16 protein-coding genes are annotated in these 17,023 nt (G+C 62.2%); 6 read left to right on the top strand and 10 right to left on the bottom strand.

The genetic code is table 11. The features are described from left to right. Positions 1 to 126 precede the first annotated feature (126 nt). From ACVOMF_RS17365 to ACVOMF_RS17340, 6 genes are all read right to left on the bottom strand, one after another. Positions 127 to 2,994, bottom strand: coding sequence for a VIT domain-containing protein (locus ACVOMF_RS17365; RefSeq protein ID WP_481510369.1), 2,868 nt, complete (start codon positions 2,992 to 2,994; stop codon positions 127 to 129). A 330-nt stretch (positions 2,995 to 3,324) separates the two neighbouring features. After that, positions 3,325 to 3,687, bottom strand: coding sequence for a hypothetical protein (locus tag ACVOMF_RS17360; protein ID WP_481510368.1), 363 nt, complete (start codon positions 3,685 to 3,687; stop codon positions 3,325 to 3,327). Positions 3,688 to 3,895: 208 nt separating this feature from the next. Then, entirely contained in the window at positions 3,896 to 4,432 is a 537-nt protein-coding gene (locus tag ACVOMF_RS17355; protein ID WP_481510367.1) for a hypothetical protein, read from the bottom strand. Between the two features lie 13 nt (positions 4,433 to 4,445). Continuing rightward, the gene (locus tag ACVOMF_RS17350; RefSeq protein WP_481510366.1) at positions 4,446 to 5,003 is read right to left on the bottom strand and encodes a hypothetical protein; all 558 of its coding nucleotides are present in this window, start codon (positions 5,001 to 5,003) and stop codon (positions 4,446 to 4,448) included. Positions 5,004 to 5,268: 265 nt separating this feature from the next. Next, positions 5,269 to 5,967, bottom strand: a complete 699-nt coding sequence (locus ACVOMF_RS17345; RefSeq protein ID WP_481510365.1) for a hypothetical protein — start codon at positions 5,965 to 5,967, stop codon at positions 5,269 to 5,271. Positions 5,968 to 6,128: 161 nt separating this feature from the next. Next, positions 6,129 to 7,034, bottom strand: coding sequence for a LytTR family DNA-binding domain-containing protein (locus ACVOMF_RS17340; RefSeq protein WP_481510364.1), 906 nt, complete (start codon positions 7,032 to 7,034; stop codon positions 6,129 to 6,131). A 154-nt stretch (positions 7,035 to 7,188) separates the two neighbouring features. Between ACVOMF_RS17340 and ACVOMF_RS17335 the strand changes: the two genes are divergently transcribed. Further along, positions 7,189 to 8,382, top strand: coding sequence for an acyltransferase family protein (locus ACVOMF_RS17335; protein ID WP_481510363.1), 1,194 nt, complete (start codon positions 7,189 to 7,191; stop codon positions 8,380 to 8,382). 10 nt (positions 8,383 to 8,392) lie between these two features. Here the strand turns inward: ACVOMF_RS17335 and ACVOMF_RS17330 are convergent, their stop codons facing one another. Further along, positions 8,393 to 8,980 (bottom strand): TetR/AcrR family transcriptional regulator, encoded by a 588-nt coding sequence (locus tag ACVOMF_RS17330; RefSeq protein WP_481510362.1) that lies wholly within the window; start codon positions 8,978 to 8,980, stop codon positions 8,393 to 8,395. Between the two features lie 99 nt (positions 8,981 to 9,079). Here ACVOMF_RS17330 and ACVOMF_RS17325 point away from each other — a divergent pair, with 99 nt between their 5' ends. Beyond that, a complete protein-coding gene (locus ACVOMF_RS17325) occupies positions 9,080 to 10,018 on the top strand; it encodes an ABC transporter six-transmembrane domain-containing protein (protein ID WP_481510361.1) in 939 nt (312 codons plus the stop codon). Between the two features lie 87 nt (positions 10,019 to 10,105). Here ACVOMF_RS17325 and ACVOMF_RS17320 read toward each other — a convergent pair whose 3' ends face one another. Further along, positions 10,106 to 11,233 carry a fatty acid desaturase family protein gene (locus ACVOMF_RS17320; RefSeq protein ID WP_481510360.1) on the bottom strand — a complete coding sequence of 376 codons (1,128 nt, stop codon included), beginning with the start codon at positions 11,231 to 11,233 and terminating at the stop codon, positions 10,106 to 10,108. Positions 11,234 to 11,236: 3 nt separating this feature from the next. Beyond that, a complete protein-coding gene (locus ACVOMF_RS17315; RefSeq protein WP_481510359.1) occupies positions 11,237 to 12,289 on the bottom strand; it encodes a ferredoxin reductase in 1,053 nt (350 codons plus the stop codon). Positions 12,290 to 12,382: 93 nt separating this feature from the next. On the opposite strand from ACVOMF_RS17315, the gene fabR reads away from it, so the two are divergent. Next, positions 12,383 to 13,045, top strand: coding sequence for an HTH-type transcriptional repressor FabR (gene fabR, locus ACVOMF_RS17310; RefSeq protein ID WP_282266051.1), 663 nt, complete (start codon positions 12,383 to 12,385; stop codon positions 13,043 to 13,045). 166 nt (positions 13,046 to 13,211) lie between these two features. On the opposite strand, the gene ACVOMF_RS17305 is transcribed toward fabR, so the two are convergent. Beyond that, positions 13,212 to 14,282: a DUF1615 domain-containing protein gene (locus tag ACVOMF_RS17305; protein WP_481510358.1), complete on the bottom strand. Its 1,071-nt coding sequence runs from the start codon at positions 14,280 to 14,282 to the stop codon at positions 13,212 to 13,214. A 130-nt stretch (positions 14,283 to 14,412) separates the two neighbouring features. Between ACVOMF_RS17305 and ACVOMF_RS17300 the strand changes: the two genes are divergently transcribed. From ACVOMF_RS17300 to ACVOMF_RS17290, 3 genes are all read left to right on the top strand, one after another. After that, on the top strand, positions 14,413 to 15,606 hold the full coding sequence (locus tag ACVOMF_RS17300; RefSeq protein ID WP_481510357.1) for a GGDEF domain-containing protein: 1,194 nt from the start codon (positions 14,413 to 14,415) through the stop codon (positions 15,604 to 15,606). Positions 15,607 to 15,743: 137 nt separating this feature from the next. Beyond that, the gene (locus tag ACVOMF_RS17295; RefSeq protein WP_481510356.1) at positions 15,744 to 16,520 is read left to right on the top strand and encodes a HipA family kinase; all 777 of its coding nucleotides are present in this window, start codon (positions 15,744 to 15,746) and stop codon (positions 16,518 to 16,520) included. Beyond that, complete coding sequence (locus ACVOMF_RS17290; protein ID WP_481510355.1) at positions 16,498 to 16,890, top strand: DUF3037 domain-containing protein; 393 nt, start codon at positions 16,498 to 16,500, stop codon at positions 16,888 to 16,890. Before ACVOMF_RS17295 ends, ACVOMF_RS17290 begins: the two co-directional genes overlap by 23 nt. Positions 16,891 to 17,023: the final 133 nt, after the last annotated feature.

Raw genomic sequence — 17,023 nt, 5'->3', positions numbered from 1 at the left:
TGTTTTTTTGGGGGGGGGGCTCTTGCGGGTTTAGGGGCTCCGGCCTATGCTGTGCTGCTGCGCCGATCCGTGCGCGGGCTTACCCCCCGCTCCCACAAACAGGCCGCAGATTGCGAGCAAACAGGCTCAACGCACTTCGAACTCCCCCACCAGCACGGTATCTGTGGCGTCCTGCAAGCGCATCGTCACCGCCTGATCCTTCTGCTTTGACGTACCCCAATGGGTACTCAAGCGCAGCATCAAAGTAGCCGCACCCGTCACCAGTTGCTGGCGACTGCCAAAGTAGTTGGCCTCCACTTTGTAGATGCCGGGCTTGGCATCGCGCAACGAGAACTGCTCCGGACCATAGCCACCGGTGAAGTCCTCCGACATCTGCCCGCCCTGATAGGTCAAGCGGTTGCCGTAGTAAGCACGCTCGCCATTGGGATCGGTCACCCACAGATCCATATCACTGTTGTCCACGTCCCAGGCCAACACAACGCGCAGATCCAGCGGCATCGCCCTACGCAAGCGTGGATCAACCTGCGTTGCATCCAGCGCCGAGCCACTGCGTGCGATCAGATTGGTCAACTCATCCAGCGCGATCAGCGCAACGCCGTCGAAGCGCCCCTCCCATTGGCGCTGCACCACTTGGTACAGCGGATCGACCGCCTGCTGCGCTCGCCCTGCCGCCTCCAGCGCCAAACCCAGATCGAGGAAACTCTGCGGCTCGTCCTCGGCCATTGCCAGCACCTGCTCGAACACAGGCACCGCCAGCGCTGGCTCACCGGCCTGCATCAGCCGATAACCCAGCACCCGCAGCAGATGGCGGTTATCCAGCTCCATCTCGGCCAGATTGGACAGCACCCGCAATGCCAACTCACGCTGCCCGGCAGCGAACAGCATGTCGGCCACATCCAGAAAGAACGCGCTGCTGTTGGCATTGGCTTCGCGCTCGTCCAGGTACCACGCGTACAACTCTCCGGCAGGTGCCTTGCGCAGGCGCTGCGCGAACGGTGAATCCGGCTCCCAAGCGGCCAGCTTGATCTGCACAGCGCCTGAGTTGGCCGGCATATCAACGGCAGATTGTTGGCGCGGAGGAGCAACCAAGTTGTCGCTGACTCTTGGCTCGGCCTCAGCTGCTGCGTAGATGGGCGACGGCGGAGACGGAGCCGCAGGTGGCGGCACCGTCATTGCCGGTGCTGGCGCAGCGCTCGAACGCTGCCTTGCCAGCTTGGCAGCCTGTGCCACCTTCAACGGCGAGCCCTTCGGCCAGCGCTTGTCCCACCACGTCTGGCGCTGCTGCCATTGCTCAGCCACCGCATCAAGATGGGCCTTGCGTGCGGCGTCGCGGTCGGCAACCTGGCGCGCAAAGCGGCGGTCGTATTCGGCCCGAAGCGCTGCCGGCGGCCGGATCGCGTAGCGCAGGTAGTCATCTATCGTATCCAGCACAAGCAAGGAACTGCCTTCGCTGACCATGCCGAACTGGCGCGACAGCAACTGCATCGCCTCGCGGTTGCCGCGCGGGTCAGCCGCCAGCTGCTGCAAGCGCGCCTGCGCCCACAACCCGGCCATCAAGCTGCCATCCGCGTTGCCGGGCGCGATGTTCAACGTTTGCCACTGACCACCATTGATCCGCAAGCGCAGCTCGGTCGGTGCTGCATCGGCACGTGCGTACAGCCACAACCAGCTCTGTTCCAGACTGCGGCGATCAATCACCACATCGTGCAGCCCTGCCGCCGACGCTACTTCTACCGTAGTCGGCACGGCAAGCAGCCGACTTGCCGCAGCAGCCACGTCATCGGACTCCAGCTGCACCAGACTGCCGCCACTGGCCTCGCTCCAGCCCCTTAAACGCGCTGTATCGGCCCCCGCCGCTGCACTGTTGATCGCAAACAGACGCTGATCTGTCGCCAGTGCAGGTAACGCCGATGCGCCCCAGTTGGACAGGCCATCACTGAACAGCAGGTACTCGCCGAGTTCTGCTTTTGGTGCCCATGAACCCAAGGCGCTGGCGCCATCATTTGGAGCCTGTTCCAGCACCCGGCGCAACGCGCTCCAGTCACCCTCGCGGATACTGAAACGACGCTCCGCTTCCGGCTTGTCGCGCAGCACCGTCAACACAACGCTGCCCTCGCCCATTGCGGCGAAATAGCGATCCAGCAACGCAAACTCGCGTACCCGGTTACGGGTTCCCGCCGAGCCCGACGCATCCCAAAGCAGGCCAACCTTTGATGGCAATCTGCGCGCAACCGGTGCCGCCACTGGCAGCTGTGCAAGCAGATAGTGCTGCCCCTCGTAGCCCGCGGACTGCAGCGCGGACTGCGGTTTGGCTGGCAGCTGCCATTGCAGCTGCGCCGGCAACTGCCGACCGCTGCCCTGCCACTCCATCGCGCCGGCCATCAACCGGAACGGCGCCCGCCCAAGCTTGTCCGCACCACTCGCCCGCAGGCGCAGGCTGACCTCGGCGGCACCGGCTGCAAACTGCAAGGGCAAACGCCACTGCCAGCCCGCGCTGGACAATGGCATCGCTTCGCGGATGGTCAACTGCACCCGACGGCTACCGCCAGCAGGCAAGGGATATACGCGCAGACGGAATTGATTGCCCGCAGTCTGCTCCAGCAGCGCCGGGTCCTGGCCCTGCCGGGTGATCGCTTCGAACACCTGCCGACCGCGCTCCTTCGGCACCGGAACCGCATCGCGCAATTGCCCGTCGATATCCAGGGCAAACCCGCTGATCTGCTGGCCATCGGCCAAGGGAAACTGCAGCTCACCCTCCATCACACGCCGGTTGGGGTTGTGGAACACCAGCTCGATCCGGGTCTGGGCGATGCCGGCCTGCACCTCGCCGTCGATGGTCACCTGTCGAAGCTCGATTGGCTGCTCAGCCTTCGAGGAGGCAATCAGTACCGGCGGCTGGATCAGCCCCCTGCCCTGCTGCGCGGCGACCGGCGTGACTGCCACGCCGAACACCAGGAAAAACATCCAACAACGCCGCCAGATAACCAGGCTCATCGCAGCACTCCGTCCAAGGGTTGGGAGATCAAACGCACCAACGGCCACAACGGGGTTGAAGAATCAATCATTCCGCTCTTGATCGGCGCCTCCGTCACCAGACAGCACAACTCAAGCCCCCTTGCTCGAGACATTGTGCCGCGTTTCGGCAGCCTGAGAGACGAGCCCTGGCCGCATCCGGAGCGCCGCCATGCGGAAGCCCCACTACTGAATTTAATCCACTGAAACAGCCCAAAGCGATCAACAAACCGACGCTGATCAACAGAGCGAAAAGCGACAAGGAGCGGACCTTGGACTATCCAGAGACTCCTCGACGATTCACTCCCGCCCTTACATATAAGGGCGCGCGCTCTCGATATTGTGTGAGCACATTTTTACCAGGTACTCGGCTCCTCCGCCCTTGATTGTTCCCCCCGGATACCGCGAGGGCTTGAAACCAATAATGTAGCTATCGTCGCCAGTACGGATTTCAATCTGATAATTCTCCATGCGCGAAAGAAACGCCCTCAAACCTTCTTGCGGCCCCATCCGCATGGTTCTCGACAGCTCTTGGTCGAAGTGTTCATAAGCAACCCGAAGCGCCGAAGAAACATCATCCGCATCTGGATCGCATCCATTTTTGCCATTGGCCAATGGCGCGACACTTGCCACCATCGCCGCCATCACCAAGCTTGGTAGAAAGCAACTTTTCATCGAGAGCGTCCTCCTGAAAAAAATAGATCCGCATCTCTCATTGAATCGCACAAACCTGCCAAAACCGCGGACATCCAGCATGGACCGGACAACGCTCTTCGGCCAGCAACCAACACTCACCGCGTCATTCGAGGTTCGCGCCTTTTACTGGACACCAGGACATGGCAGTCCGGCCTCGGATGGATTCCCCATCGCAGCGTCGCAAGAACTACAGATCCAGCACATAGACAACGGCCTCCTCGCCAAATTCCAGCTCCATGGCTTGCCGAACGAGCCCGGGAACGGCGTACCAAGATTTCCCGGCGAAAGCGTCGAGACCTGCAGAATCGGCTTCATGCGTCAGCCACAAAGTCTCAGCACGACTCATTCTGATTTTTTCATCCTTCAATAGAGTCCGCCTGTGCCTCTTCATCAGAAGTCGCAGGTCTTTGACCGTCAAGATCCCAAATCTACCGAGTTCAGAGGGCAACTCGTCAAGAGTAGCTTGGCTGTAGTCATTCCGGCGGCGAAACAGCGATCGAACTACCTTGTAAATGGTCTTCGCATCCAAGGATGCCAAGTCGGCTTTTGCGCGAGCACGTTGATGCCTCATCAGCCAGCCCCATGCTCCGGATGAGCCGACCAGTGGTGGACCACACAACCCTTCGCCACCTCTTGATACTGTTTGACCTTGAGACTGCAGGGTCCGGCGAGGACGCGACGCCTGGCCGCCCTCGGTGATCGGATCGGAAGCAGTAACCAGCATAGGCAACCTCGCACTAGCAGCCCTCCGGCACAGATGAGCGGAGCTTTGCTGTTTGTTCGGCCGGCTCGACCCTTACCAACACAGCCCGCGCCCATGGGGCATCGCACTCGACCCCGACGACATACTGTTCAATCAGGAAGCGTCCGAATATCCGGACATGATTCACTCGGCGCTCCAGCAACTTACGGACAGGTTCATCGCCAGCCGCCATGCGTAGCGCACTTGGTCCATTTGGTAGCTCGATTGAACGGACTTCGTATCGGTGGAAATATCCAGGTTCGCGCAGGAAAAAATGAGGCACGCGAACGATGGACTCAGAATCCGGAACGAGGACGAAATCCGGCTCTTTGTAATTCATGTTGGTTGCGTCATCAGGACCGGGCCAACGGCCAATCACAGTGCCGGACACCCATACTTGCCCAGCAAACTTCGCATGAAGATCGTTGCCACGATTCAGCTCAGTGAGAGTCAGGTCCGAGCCTTCAGGATGGACAAGATGCATGCGCAGGTCCGCTGCCGACGCTCTGGCGCTAGTAGAGAGAATCAATACAAGCAAGACGAAAGTTTTCATGCGGCTGATATACCCATAAGCGGACCAGAGGTCTTGGTTATGCGTGTTGCCGGTAGCCAACTTCACCGCGACCTACCCTTTCGAGGACGCTCGATCCCATAGGCTGGATCTGCCTGAGCAGCCAATTTGTAACGGAACTCAACGTTCGGATCAAGGCCATGCCGGTCAGTACATGTGGATGTCTGCAAAGGTTAGGAAGCCCAAGCTCTGATGCAACGCCTCCAACCCTCTGCAGACATCCAGGACCTGCACGAGCCAGCGTGTTTCAGAAGATCACACCCATCTCCGAGAAGATCACTCGCCACCCAGCTGCGTCGTGCCGCAGCACCGCCTCGTGTCGGGACCCGCATGCTCCACCACGAAAGAATCCGAACTCAAGGTCGTAGTCCCCATCCGCGCGGCGGGTGGAAACACCCAAACCCATGCTCATCGTTATCCCCACGCGCCTGCCCTCAGGTGGTGGCTGCCATGCCGAACCGGGCATAAACTGGCGCCCGATTTCTCCGAGATCGCGGATTGATTCCGGCGACAGGTCGATCACACTGTCGCGCCTGGGCGAGCCGATGCTCACATATACCGGCATGCGATTGCTTGCCAGATAACCGCCGGACGCCAGTTGATGGCGCAAGACCGCTTTCATTACGCCTTGCAGGTCGAGCGCTGGATTCAGCGCTGCCTCGGCCAATCCCCGCCGTTTCTCACGTACAGCCTTCAGCGCGGCGCCGGCGTTGCCCCTGGCAGCGCAATCAGTCGCTGGCAACTTGCGCATGCATACCTCACCCGAGGATTCGTTGATGGTAATCAGGTAACGGCGCAGCGCGATGGATTCTCCGCGCTCGACCACCATCCGCCATTCGTTGGCTGAGTGGTCAGAATGCAGTCCATCAATCGCCGAGTCACCCTGCCCAAATTGCGCATCCAGAACGATGTTGCCTTCCATCATCGCCTGCATTGCGTCCAGCAATGGCTGCTTTTCCGGCCCGTGTGCAACCCACGCAGTGACTGAAGCCAATGCTGCCAACGATCCTGCAAGAACCGACCTCTGCATCTTGTTTGCTCGACGGGCACCTATTGTCCGCGTTGTGTCGTGTCTTCCCTTCGGCCCAACTCTGCCCCCTTCCGGGCTCAGGCCGAGGCGAGTTCGTCCTTGCCACTGCTAAACGTCGACTTCAGCGCCGGCAGATAACGCCGACTACAGGCGACCTCTTTGCCATCAGCCATATGCAGCAGGGCCTCGCCGCCTTCCAGCGGCTCGATCGACACCAGATGTGCCAGGTTGATCAGCCAGCTACGATGGACCCGCACAAAGCACGCAGCATCCAGCTTTTGCTCCAGCGCAGCCATGGTGATCCGCAACGGGTAGTCGTGGCCGCGCAGGTGCAGGTTGACGTAGTTGCCCGCGGCCTGCGCCCACTCGATATCGGCCGTTGCGATCAGGAAGTCCCGGCCCAGCTTGCGTACCAGCAGCCGCTCCGGATGATCGATCGGCTCCACCGGCGGCCCTTCATCAGGCTCGGCCAGCAGCTGTGCCTCGCCTTGCAGACGGCGAAGCAGAAAGCGGTAGCCATCAATGCAGAACAGGATGGCGGCGTAGGTGCGCACGTCCTTGAGGTATTCGTATAGCAGCTCGTCCAGCCAGGAGCCGACCTGATAGCGCTCCCCCACCACGGCATAGGCGAGCATCCTCAGTCCGAACATGGCCAGCACGTGCAGCAGGGAGATCGGCACACTGGCCAGCAGGTACCAGGGCAGGCGTCGGCGCCAGTTGTCCATGTGCAGCGGCCAGCGCCTGCTGAACCAGACGATCGCCGGTACCAGCAACAGCAGCCAGACCAGTCCACTGGAGAATTCCCAGACCCAGGGTTCCCACCATTCCATGGAGGGCGCACCGGAACGGTTGGCGTCCATCCAGGTGGTGATCGCATTGCCGCTGCAGTTGATCAACACCAGCAGCAACCAGAACAGCAGCTCCATGCTTTGCCGCCAGGGGATGAAACGATTCAACAGTGGCGGCGATGCGGTTTGATTCATCTGCGCATTCTAGACGGCGTGGCGGCCGCAGCCCTCGCTGCCCGTCCCCGGATCGCCGCCACTCGTCCCTGAGCCCCCGCAGATCGGCCCTTCCGGCACCGCGAGAGCGCGTCCCGGGTTGCAATGAGACCCTTCTACATCCGCTGGACGCGCAATGCACAGACGCCACGACCTGGATTGGCTACGGGTAATCGCCTTTGGCCTGTTGGTCATCTACCACGTCGGCATGTACTACGTGAGCTGGGACTGGCACGTCAAAAGCCCGGCCGCGAGCATTGCGCCGGAGCCGTTCATGCTGCTGACCTCGCCGTGGCGGATGTCGCTGCTGTTCCTGATCTCGGGCGTGGCTACCGCCTTCATGTTCGAGCGCCAGCCTGCCGGCCTGCTGCGCCGCCGCTCATGGCAGTTGCTGCTGCCGCTGCTGTTCGGAATGGCGGTGATCGTGCCGCCGCAGGCCTACTACCAGGTGGTCGAACAGCTGCCCGGCGGATACAGCGAGTCCTACTGGGCGTTCTACGGCAAGTATCTCAGCGACTATCGCGGCTTCTGCGACAGCGACGGATGCCTCCGCGTCCCTACCTGGAACCATCTCTGGTTCCTGCCCTATCTATGGAGCTACACCGTTCTGGCCTGGTTGTTGTGGCGATTGCTGCCCACGTCCGCATTGCAGCGCCTGCGCCAATGGACCGATGTAGCCTTGAACGGCTGGGCCGCGCTGATTGTCCCGGTGGTGATTCTGTCCGCCGCGCGCCTGCTGCTGGTCAGCCGCTTCGAGCAGACCCACGCGCTGACCGATGATTGGTACAACCATGCCCAGTACGCCAGCATTTTCCTGATCGGCTTCCTTGCCGCGTTCAACACCCGTTTCTGGGAATCGCTGCTGCGCCTGCGCTGGCTATCATTGGCTGCGGCTGGAATCTGCTACGCCGTGCTCATCCACGTCTGGTATTTCTCCGGCTACAACGACGCGCAACCACCGCCGCTGGAATTGCGGCTTGCTCTTCGGGTTATCTGGGCGGTGGATCAATGGTGCGCGATTGCGGCATTGCTTGGCTCTGCTTACCGTTGGCGTGAGGCCGACAGTCCAGTGCTGCGTTATCTCACCCTTGCGGTGTTCCCGCTATACATACTGCACCAGACAGTAATTGTCGTGCTGGCACACACCCTCAAGCCGCTGCAGCTGAACCCTGGCACCGAGGCCATCATCCTTATCGTGGTCACGTTTGCTTTGTGTCTTGGCGCCTATGAATTGATCCGGCGCTGCACACCGCTGCGGCCGCTGTTTGGGCTGCGCAAGCAGCCTGCTACAAGGCTCACGCAATCATCGACCGAGCCTGTGAGGGACTGAGCCGAGGATTTCAATCACGTGGCGTTGCAGAACCGAGCAGCAATTGGGCAACTTCGAACAACTCACTTTCCATCGCTGAGCGCTCCACGTCGGATCGCAGCAGCATCAGATCGTTCGCATAACCCATTGCCAAAGCGAACAGCTGGCGGGCTACCCGTTTCGGCGACTCGCACTGGAAGGCACCGACATCCACGCCGCGCTGCACTATTCCGGCCAAGAGGTCCTGCCACTGCTGGTTCACCACCAGATACGTCGCCGACAGCTTGGCGTCATGCATCGCTTCGTCCCAGGCATCGAGCCACAACACCCATGAGTCATCGTCGGTTGTCGGCAAACAATCGCTTAGGAAGAAAGCGAGTGCTTCGTCGGGCGCCAGGTGTTCGACCGCATCCCGCACCTGCTCAAGCTGCTCGTTCGCGAAGCGGGCGAATGCTTCGCGGCGGAGCTCATTCCAGTCGGCGAAGTAGTGATAGATGTGACTGCGCGAAATGCCCGCGTGGCTGGATATATCTCGTGTCGAGACATTGGCGAAGCCGTTCGTGCGAAACAGATGCAGGGCTGCCTCAATGATCTGATCTCGACGGGAAGGAATGGCCAAACGACACCTGTAGGGCAGAACTGAACGGAAAGCATATCGGCTCAAGCGGTTGAGCGGTCGCTCAAGTACAATTGAGCGACCGCTCAAATTCGCCCGAACATGAAACGCATCCCACCCGCCGAGCTGCTCTCGGCACCCGCCACCCAGATCGGCCAGCAAACAGCAGCCAGCACCCTGATTGCCCTGGCAAAAGCTTATCCGGGGCAGATCAGCCTGACACTCTCGCTCGTCGCTGCGGAGAACGCGCTTCTGCTGGCCTACCCGCTATTCGCCGGATTCGCCGTGGACGCGATCATCAAAGGCGATGTCTACAAGGCCATCTGGTACGCGGGGGTGGTGCTTTCGTTCTGGCTGATAGGCGCGGCACGCAGGGCGATGGACACCCGTGTCTTCACCCGGATCTACGCGGATCTGGCGGTTGGCGTTGTGCTGGCGCAGAGGCAGCAGATGCAGGCAACCTCCACGGTGGCCGCACGGGTCGTGCTGGCCCGGGAATTCGTCGATTTCTTCGAGAAGCACGTACCGATCATCACCACGGCTTTGGTATCGATGGTCGGTGCGGCGATCATGCTGGTGCTGATCGAGCCCTGGGTCGGCATCGCCGCCCTGTCGGTGCTGCTGCTTGGAATGACGGTGCTTTCCCGCTACGCCCCCCGCAACGAGCAGTTGCATGGGCGTCTGAATGACCGGCTGGAGCATGAGATCCGGATGGTGGAACGGGTCAATGCAGGGACGCTTCTACGCCACTACACGGTTCTTTCCCGTTTGCGCATCTGGCTGTCGGACCGGGAAGCCGGTGCCTTCCTCGTGGTTGGGACCGCCGCTGCGGCCTTGTTCGCACTGACCATGATGCAACTGGCCACCACTACCGACGTCACCCCAGGTCATGTCTATGCGGTGATGACCTACCTCTGGACCTTCGTTACCAGCCTGGATGATGGTCCAACGATGGTCGATCAACTCGCTCGGCTGAAGGACATCGGCAAGCGTGTGAATCCCGGCCTGGAAGAGGCAGGATCGGAGCAGACCGAGCGCTGAGGCGCGCGGCCCAACGCCAAAAGCAGAGCGCGACGCACCTTTACGGGTAACGTCGCGCTCATCAGGCCATCAGCAGGCTCAACTGCCTCAGCTTGCTTCCGCCTGCGGCTCAGCAACCAGGGGTCGTTCCGGTGCCGGCTTGCTCGGGAAGGCATGGCGCAGGATGCGCCACATCACCTGACCGAACTGGCGCGGCAGCGAACCGGTGTTGTAGTGCTGGCCGTAACGCGCGCAGATGTCCTTCACCTCTACCGCCATCGCCGCATAGCGGTTGGCGGGGATATCCGGATAGAAGTGATGCTCGATCTGATGGCTGAGGTTGCCGGTCATCACGTCCATCCACTTGCCGCCGGTCAGGTTGGACGAGCCGCGCAGCTGGCGCAGATACCAATGGCCTCGCCCCTCATTGCGGATACATTCCTTGGGGAAGGTCTCCGCATCGGCGGTGAAATGACCACAGAAGATCACCACATAGGTCCAGACGTTGCGGATGATATTGGCCGCCACGTTGCCAAGCAGCACCGGCAGGAAGAACGGGCCGGCCAATGCGGGGAACAGCACGTAGTCCTTCAGGACCTGCAGCATCGCTTTGCGACCGACCGGGCGGGCCTGGTGCCACAGCTGCTTGAGGGTCATCTTGCCGACCAGCACGCGACCGATGCGCAGATCCTGTATCGCGATGCCCCACTCGAACAGCAGCGCGAACACCACCGCCACGAACGGCTGGGCCAGGAAAAACGGATGCCAACGCTGCTCCGGGAAGATCCGCAGCAGACCGTAGCCGATGTCATCGTCCAGCCCGCGCACATTGGTATAGGTGTGGTGGCGGAAGTTATGGGTCTTGCGCCAGTTCTCCGAAGTGCCGGCGATATCCCATTCGTAGGTCTTGCCCTGCAGCTGCGGGTCGCCCATCCAGTCGTACTGCCCGTGGATGACGTTATGCGCCAGCTCCATGTTTTCCAGAATCTTGGACAGTGCGAGCAACAGCACACCGGCGATCCACGCCGGCACCAGCACGCTGTGCACGAATGCACCGAGGAACAACAGGGCGCGTCCGGCCACACCGGTCCAACGCACTGCCGCGACGATCCGGCGGATGTAGCGGGCATCGCTGGCACCCAGCAAGGCCTGATGGCGGGCTTTTACGGCGTCGAGTTCATCACCGAAGGTCTGCAGTTCGGCGGGTGACAGCACGCGGTTGTGCACGGAAGACATGACTTACAGCTCCAGGGTCAAATCGGTACTGGCGCTGCTGACGCACAGTTTGAGCGGTACGGAAGGTTCGCTGTTGTAATCACCGGTCACAGTGTGGCGGGTGATGCCCGAGGTCTTGCCGCAGACACAGGTGTTGCAGATGCCCATTCGGCAGCCACTGGCTGGCTTGATGCCGGCCGCTTCCAGCGCAGGCAGCAAGGCAAGTCCGCGCGGCACGGTGAGCGTGCGACCGGTCTTGAGCAGTTGGATCTGCACACTGCCCTGTTCCGCCTTAGCCAGCTGCGGCACGCTGAACGCCTCGCTGTCGAAATGCGCCACCTGGTCCAGCAGACGTGCACGCGCGGCATCGACAAAACCGCCCGGACCACAGGCCAGCACATGCGCCGCGCTCAGATCACCAAGGCTGCGCAGGTCATAACTGCCGACGCGTGCAGCAGCCTCCCCGGTCACCGCCAGATGCAGACAGAACGACGGGTGACGCGCGGCGATGGCATCGAACTCGTCAACGAAGCACAGCTGCTCGCGCTGGCGCACCCAATAGATCAGATCGACCGCGCCCGGCATGCCCTGTACGTCCAGCTGGCGCAGCAGGGCGCGCATCGGCGTGATACCGCTGCCTGCAGCCAGCATCAGAAGCTTCGGCGGCGGCGTTGCTGGCAGCAGCATCTCGCCAAAGGCCTGCCCCAGGGCGAATACCTCGCCTATGACAGCCTGTCCAGACAGGTACTGACTGAGCTTGCCACCGGCAATACGCTTGACCGTGATCGCCAGGCGACCATTTTCAAGCAGGACAGGGCTGTAGCTGCGCGTGGTCAGGCGGCCATCCAGTTCCGCGCCCAGATTGACGTGCTGCCCAGCCTGCAGGCCACGGAAGTGGCGATTGGGCTGCAACTCCAGGGTGACGGCGTCGGCGCTGGCCTTGTGGCGCGCCACCAGCCGGGCCACTGGCCGCCGCAGCGTCCACAGCGGATGCACCCGGGTGGACCAGAAATCAAAGAAACCTTCGCTCAGCCACGGGATCGGTGGCGGTGCGGTATTGCGGTAGACAGCACTCATGGGGCGCACTATACGTCCGAGCATACGACTGTGTATACAGTTGTATATTGCCAGTACAGGCTATGATTCACGCACCTGACCGGCCCGAGCCCCATGACAGCACGCGAACAGCCCCTGCCCGCACAAGACGACCTGCACCCGGCGCGCAAGGCTTCCATCTCGCGTGACGACCTGCTGGCCGCCGCCCTCGCCCTCATCGGCCCGCACCGCAGCGTCTCCACGCTGAGCCTGCGCGAAGTCGCGCGTGAGGCCGGGATCGCCCCGAATTCGTTCTATCGCCAGTTCCGCGACATGGATGAACTGACGGTGGCGCTGATTGATCTGGCGGGCCGCTCTCTGCGCACCATCATCGGCCAGGCGCGGCTGCGCGCGGCCGACAGCAATCGCGGGGTGATCCGCCTGTCGGTAGAAACCTTCATGGAGCAGCTGCGCGCCGACGACCGGCTGATGCATGTGCTGCTGCGTGAAGGCACGGCCGGCTCGGATGCGTTCAAGCATGCAGTGGACCGTGAGCTCGGTTATTTCGAGGAAGAGCTGAAAGCCGACCTGGTGCGGCTGGCCGCACTCGATGGCGCGACCCTGCACGAACCCGCGCTGGCTGCCAAAGCCATCACCCGGCTGGTGTTCGCGATGGGCGGCAGCGCGATTGATCTGCCCGAAGAGCGCGATCCGGAATTGATCGAAGAGATGTCGCAGATGATCCGCATGATCATCACTGGCGCCCGCGCGTTGGCACGGCGCCCGGTCAAGGCCTGAAGCAAGCCAAACGATGTTGCGCGGTTGTGGAAGCGGCGTCAGCCGCGCAGCTGATGCTCTGTCCGATTACTCGATATGCCTGCAACTTCATTGGCATTGGTTTCGCGGCTGACGCCGCTCCCACAATGGTTTACCCGGTAGCGCCCCTGCCGAGCATGGCTCGGCATTACCTTTGCAGGCATTGGCGGTAACGGCTGTCTACGCGGTTGGCGAACCACTCGGTGGTCAGTTCGCGGGTGATCTTGGGGCTGTCCAGGCGGATGCCGGGAATCAATGCGCGCGGCAAGGCCTTTCCGGCACGTGCATCGGCCAGCGCGAACACCTTCGAATGCAGCGTGCCATTGCTGAATTCCAAGCGATCCGATTGCGCAAGCGCACGACGTATCTCACGCTCATCCATGCCTAACTGCGGCGAAAGACTACGCACCGCCAGTTCGGTCTGGCCTGGCTTGTCGATGGGTGCATCCGGCACCAGCAGATCACCGTCCAACGCCAGCGACAGGCCGGTCAAACTGCTCACCGCAGCTTGGAACGCGGCATTGCGACTGGCGTAGCGGCCCGCGTTGTAGTCGGCAAAGCGGTGCACCTTCTGCGTGTAGGGGGTCTGGTAGTCGAGCAGGTGGGCGATGCCGAAGTACACACCGCCGCGCCGGGTGAACACTTCATCGCGGATGCTGCGCGCCACCGGGTAGGGGTAGTTCTGTGTATTGGCCTGCGCGAACGGAATGCTTACCTGCATCGCGCCACCGGTCTGCACCGGGTTCTTGCCGGCAAACAAGCGCTGCCCCATCGGTACGCGACCGATGATTTCCTCGTACAGTTCGCTCAGATCCCGTTCGCTGCGAACCCGCGCCAACTGCTCGCCATAGCTGCGGCCATCACTGCCCTTTACCTTCAAACCTGCGTCCACCAGCAACTTCGGTATATGCACGGCCGCAGCGCGGCGATCTATTTCGCCCCTGGCAATCCGCGGCAGATTGGGCACCTCCGGATTGGCGCGATAGCCAGATTCCTGCTCGATCACCGCCAACGTCGCGCAGATGTTCTCGACCGAAGGTTCGATCCGTTGTGCGTTGAACGCCACGCGAATGTCGTCCGCCCAACCGGTCCGGTCAGTGACGGTCACCGGAATCCGCCTGGCGATCTGATCCTGCACCACGGCCGGTGCCGGCCCCGGCGGGGGCGATGGCAGCGTACTGCAGGACGCCAGCGCCAATGCGGCAAACAAGCCCAGCACGGCCTTCGTCCCCGCTGCGCCGCGCCACCGAGGAAAAACCGCGCGCGTGCTGCGCCAACCATCGCATGTCGCCTGCCTGCCCATATACTTCACACCCTCGCTGCCCAAATCATCGAACGTGGCTTGACCCTTGAGCGCCACCGCTGAACAGTACTTCCCGCTTGTAGTCCCCGCTACCTCCCTGCTGCTGGGACTGGCGCTGTTGGCCGGTTGGCGTTCATTGCGCGACCACCGCTACCTGCTGTGGCTGGCGGCAGGCTACATCTGCACCGCGTTTCCACTGGCCGCGCAGATCCTGATGGACAACGCCCGGATGGCAACCTGGTCGGTACTGACTGGCGCCTTGTACTGTGCGGGAAGCTGGGCCACGGCGCAGGGTTTCGCGCTCAGAGCCGGCGGCAGAGTGCCGGTGCTGGCCGCACTGGCCATCAGCCTGATCACCTTGTTCGCATTGTTCTGCTTCTCCAGACTGAGTGACGTGCTGGGCGCGCGCATCGTCTTCCTCAACCTCGGCATGGGGCTGCTGCTCGCCCTCGCACTGCCGGTACTGTTTGGCCGCGAGCAACCCGACACGCTCTTCGAGCGCCTGCTGCGCAGGACGTACCTGCTGCTGGTGGCATACGCGATCCTGCGCCCGCTGGTGGCCTGGTTGCTGGCCGGCTGGTTCACCAGCAGTGGCTTGCCGCGTTCCGGCCTATGGCTGTGGATGCTCGCCTTCAACCTGCTGCTCAATCTGTGGCTGCTGTTTCTGCTGCTGGGCGGACTGGCCCAGCAGCTGATGGGAGAACTGCGCCATGAGCGCAACCACGATCCACTTACCCTGCTGCTCAATCGCCGCGCCTTCTTCGAAATCGCCAACCAGCGATTGCAGCACGGCCACGTGAATCATTGGGCACTACTTGCCTGCGACGTCGACCACTTCAAACAGGTCAATGACACCTGGGGCCACGCAGCCGGCGACAATGTGCTGCGGCAGGTCGGTGTACTGCTGCAGCAGATGACCCGCCCGGGCGATCTGGTCGCGCGCTTCGGTGGCGAGGAATTCGTGCTGCTGTTGCGCTGCGCTGATCTGGCCACCGCCACCCGGGTCGCCGAGCGCATCCGTCTCGGCGTCAGCGAGATGCAGTGTTCACCGGCAAAGCAAACCATCACCGCCAGTTTCGGCCTCACCATGGTGGCAGCAGCGGACGATCTTGAAAGCGCCTTGGAGCGCGCTGACCTGGCCGTATATCAGGCCAAGCGCGAAGGGCGCAACCGGGTGATCGCCAGTCCCTCGCAGGTCGGCACTGACAGTATCCACCCGATCCACCACGCTTCACTTTGACTCACGACTCGTCGCCACGGATCGCGCAGCTACGCCATGTCATCCACGGCATGCATCCAGCGCCTGGCGCATGCGACGAACCACCAGACACACCGGCTTTGCGCTAGGCTTGCCTTTCTTTCTGACCGCGTATTCCCGTGAAAACTGTTCACGCCACCCGCTACATCACCCCACTGCGCGAAGGCGGTTCACTGCCAGCGGTGATAGAAGCAGACGACGATGGCATGTACGTCATCAAGTTCCGCGGTGCCGGCCAAGGCCCCAAAGCCCTGATCGCCGAACTGGTGGTTGGTCGGCTTGCGCAGGCGCTGGGCCTGCCGATGCCGGACATCGTCCTGGTCGAACTGGACCGCGAGTTCGCCCGTACCGAGCCTGATCCAGAGATCCAGGACCTGATCCGCGCCAGCGAAGGCACCAACCTTGGCAGTGACTACCTGCCCGGCGCGATCAACTACGATCCTGCGGCGATGCAACCCGACGCCGAGCTGGCCTCGCGCATCATCTGGTTTGATGCATACACCAGCAACGTGGACCGCACCGCGCGCAACCCCAACCTGATGGTCTGGCACCGTAAGCTCTATCTGATCGATCACGGCGCGGCGCTGTACTTCCACCATGACTGGGAGAATGCCGGCGAGGCCTGTGGCAAGCCTTTCGTGTTGATCAAGGACCACGTGCTGTTGCCGTTCGCCAGCCGCATCGCCGAAGCAGACACCGCTTTGGCTCCCTTGTTGACCGATGCAGTCATCGACGGCATCGTCGCGCAGATTCCGGACAGCTGGCTGCAGACCGAGCCCGCTTTTGCCGATGCGACCGCCTACCGTTCTGCTTACGCCAGCTATTTGAAGCGCCGCCTGCAATTGCGCGAAGCCTTCGTACAGGAGGCCATCCGTGCCCACGCTGCACACCTATGATTACGCCATCATCCGCGTCGTACCGCGGGTGGAGCGCGAAGAGTTCATCAACGTAGGCGTGATCGTCTCCTGCCCCAGCGCAGAGCACCTGCAGGCCGCGATCGAAATCGATGTCGCGCGGTTGCAGGCGTTTGCACCGCAACTGGATCTGGCTGGTGTGCAGCCGTGGCTTGATGCCATCGTCGCGATCTGCCGTGGTGAGCCAGGTGCCGGGCCGATCGCGCAGTTGCCACCGCGCGCCCGCTTCCACTTCCTGACCGCCAAACGCAGCTCGGTAGTGCAGACCTCGGTGACCCATGTAGGCCGCACCGCCAACCCTGCCGGCATCGTTGAGCATCTACTCGAACGCATGGTGCGTACACCACGCTGAATCGCCGAGAGGCGTGAGCAAGCAATCGACACCTGCAGGGTGGAGCCAGACGCGGCCGGGGCGCTACTGGTAGTGGGGGGGGGGGGGGGGCGGGGGGGGGGGGGGGTGGGGAGGGTGCTCTCCGGCCCGAGAG

This window comes from Stenotrophomonas sp. STEN022 (assembly GCF_056760155.1).
The sequence above is the reverse complement of the archived record's forward strand: the minus strand, read 5'-3'. Positions and strand labels throughout refer to the sequence as shown.

Bases quoted from the DNA above. Each gene is read 5' to 3' on its own strand.
- ACVOMF_RS17365 (WP_481510369.1), bottom strand. From the start codon at position 2,994: ATGAGCCTGGTTATCTGGCGGCGTTGTTGGATGTTTTTCCTGGTGTTC.
- ACVOMF_RS17360 (WP_481510368.1), bottom strand. From the start codon at position 3,687: ATGAAAAGTTGCTTTCTACCAAGCTTGGTGATGGCGGCGATGGTGGCA.
- ACVOMF_RS17355 (WP_481510367.1), bottom strand. From the start codon at position 4,432: ATGCTGGTTACTGCTTCCGATCCGATCACCGAGGGCGGCCAGGCGTCG.
- ACVOMF_RS17350 (WP_481510366.1), bottom strand. From the start codon at position 5,003: ATGAAAACTTTCGTCTTGCTTGTATTGATTCTCTCTACTAGCGCCAGA.
- ACVOMF_RS17340 (WP_481510364.1), bottom strand. From the start codon at position 7,034: ATGAATCAAACCGCATCGCCGCCACTGTTGAATCGTTTCATCCCCTGG.
- ACVOMF_RS17335 (WP_481510363.1), top strand. From the start codon at position 7,189: ATGCACAGACGCCACGACCTGGATTGGCTACGGGTAATCGCCTTTGGC.
- ACVOMF_RS17325 (WP_481510361.1), top strand. From the start codon at position 9,080: ATGAAACGCATCCCACCCGCCGAGCTGCTCTCGGCACCCGCCACCCAG.
- ACVOMF_RS17320 (WP_481510360.1), bottom strand. From the start codon at position 11,233: ATGTCTTCCGTGCACAACCGCGTGCTGTCACCCGCCGAACTGCAGACC.
- ACVOMF_RS17315 (WP_481510359.1), bottom strand. From the start codon at position 12,289: ATGAGTGCTGTCTACCGCAATACCGCACCGCCACCGATCCCGTGGCTG.
- fabR (WP_282266051.1), top strand. From the start codon at position 12,383: ATGACAGCACGCGAACAGCCCCTGCCCGCACAAGACGACCTGCACCCG.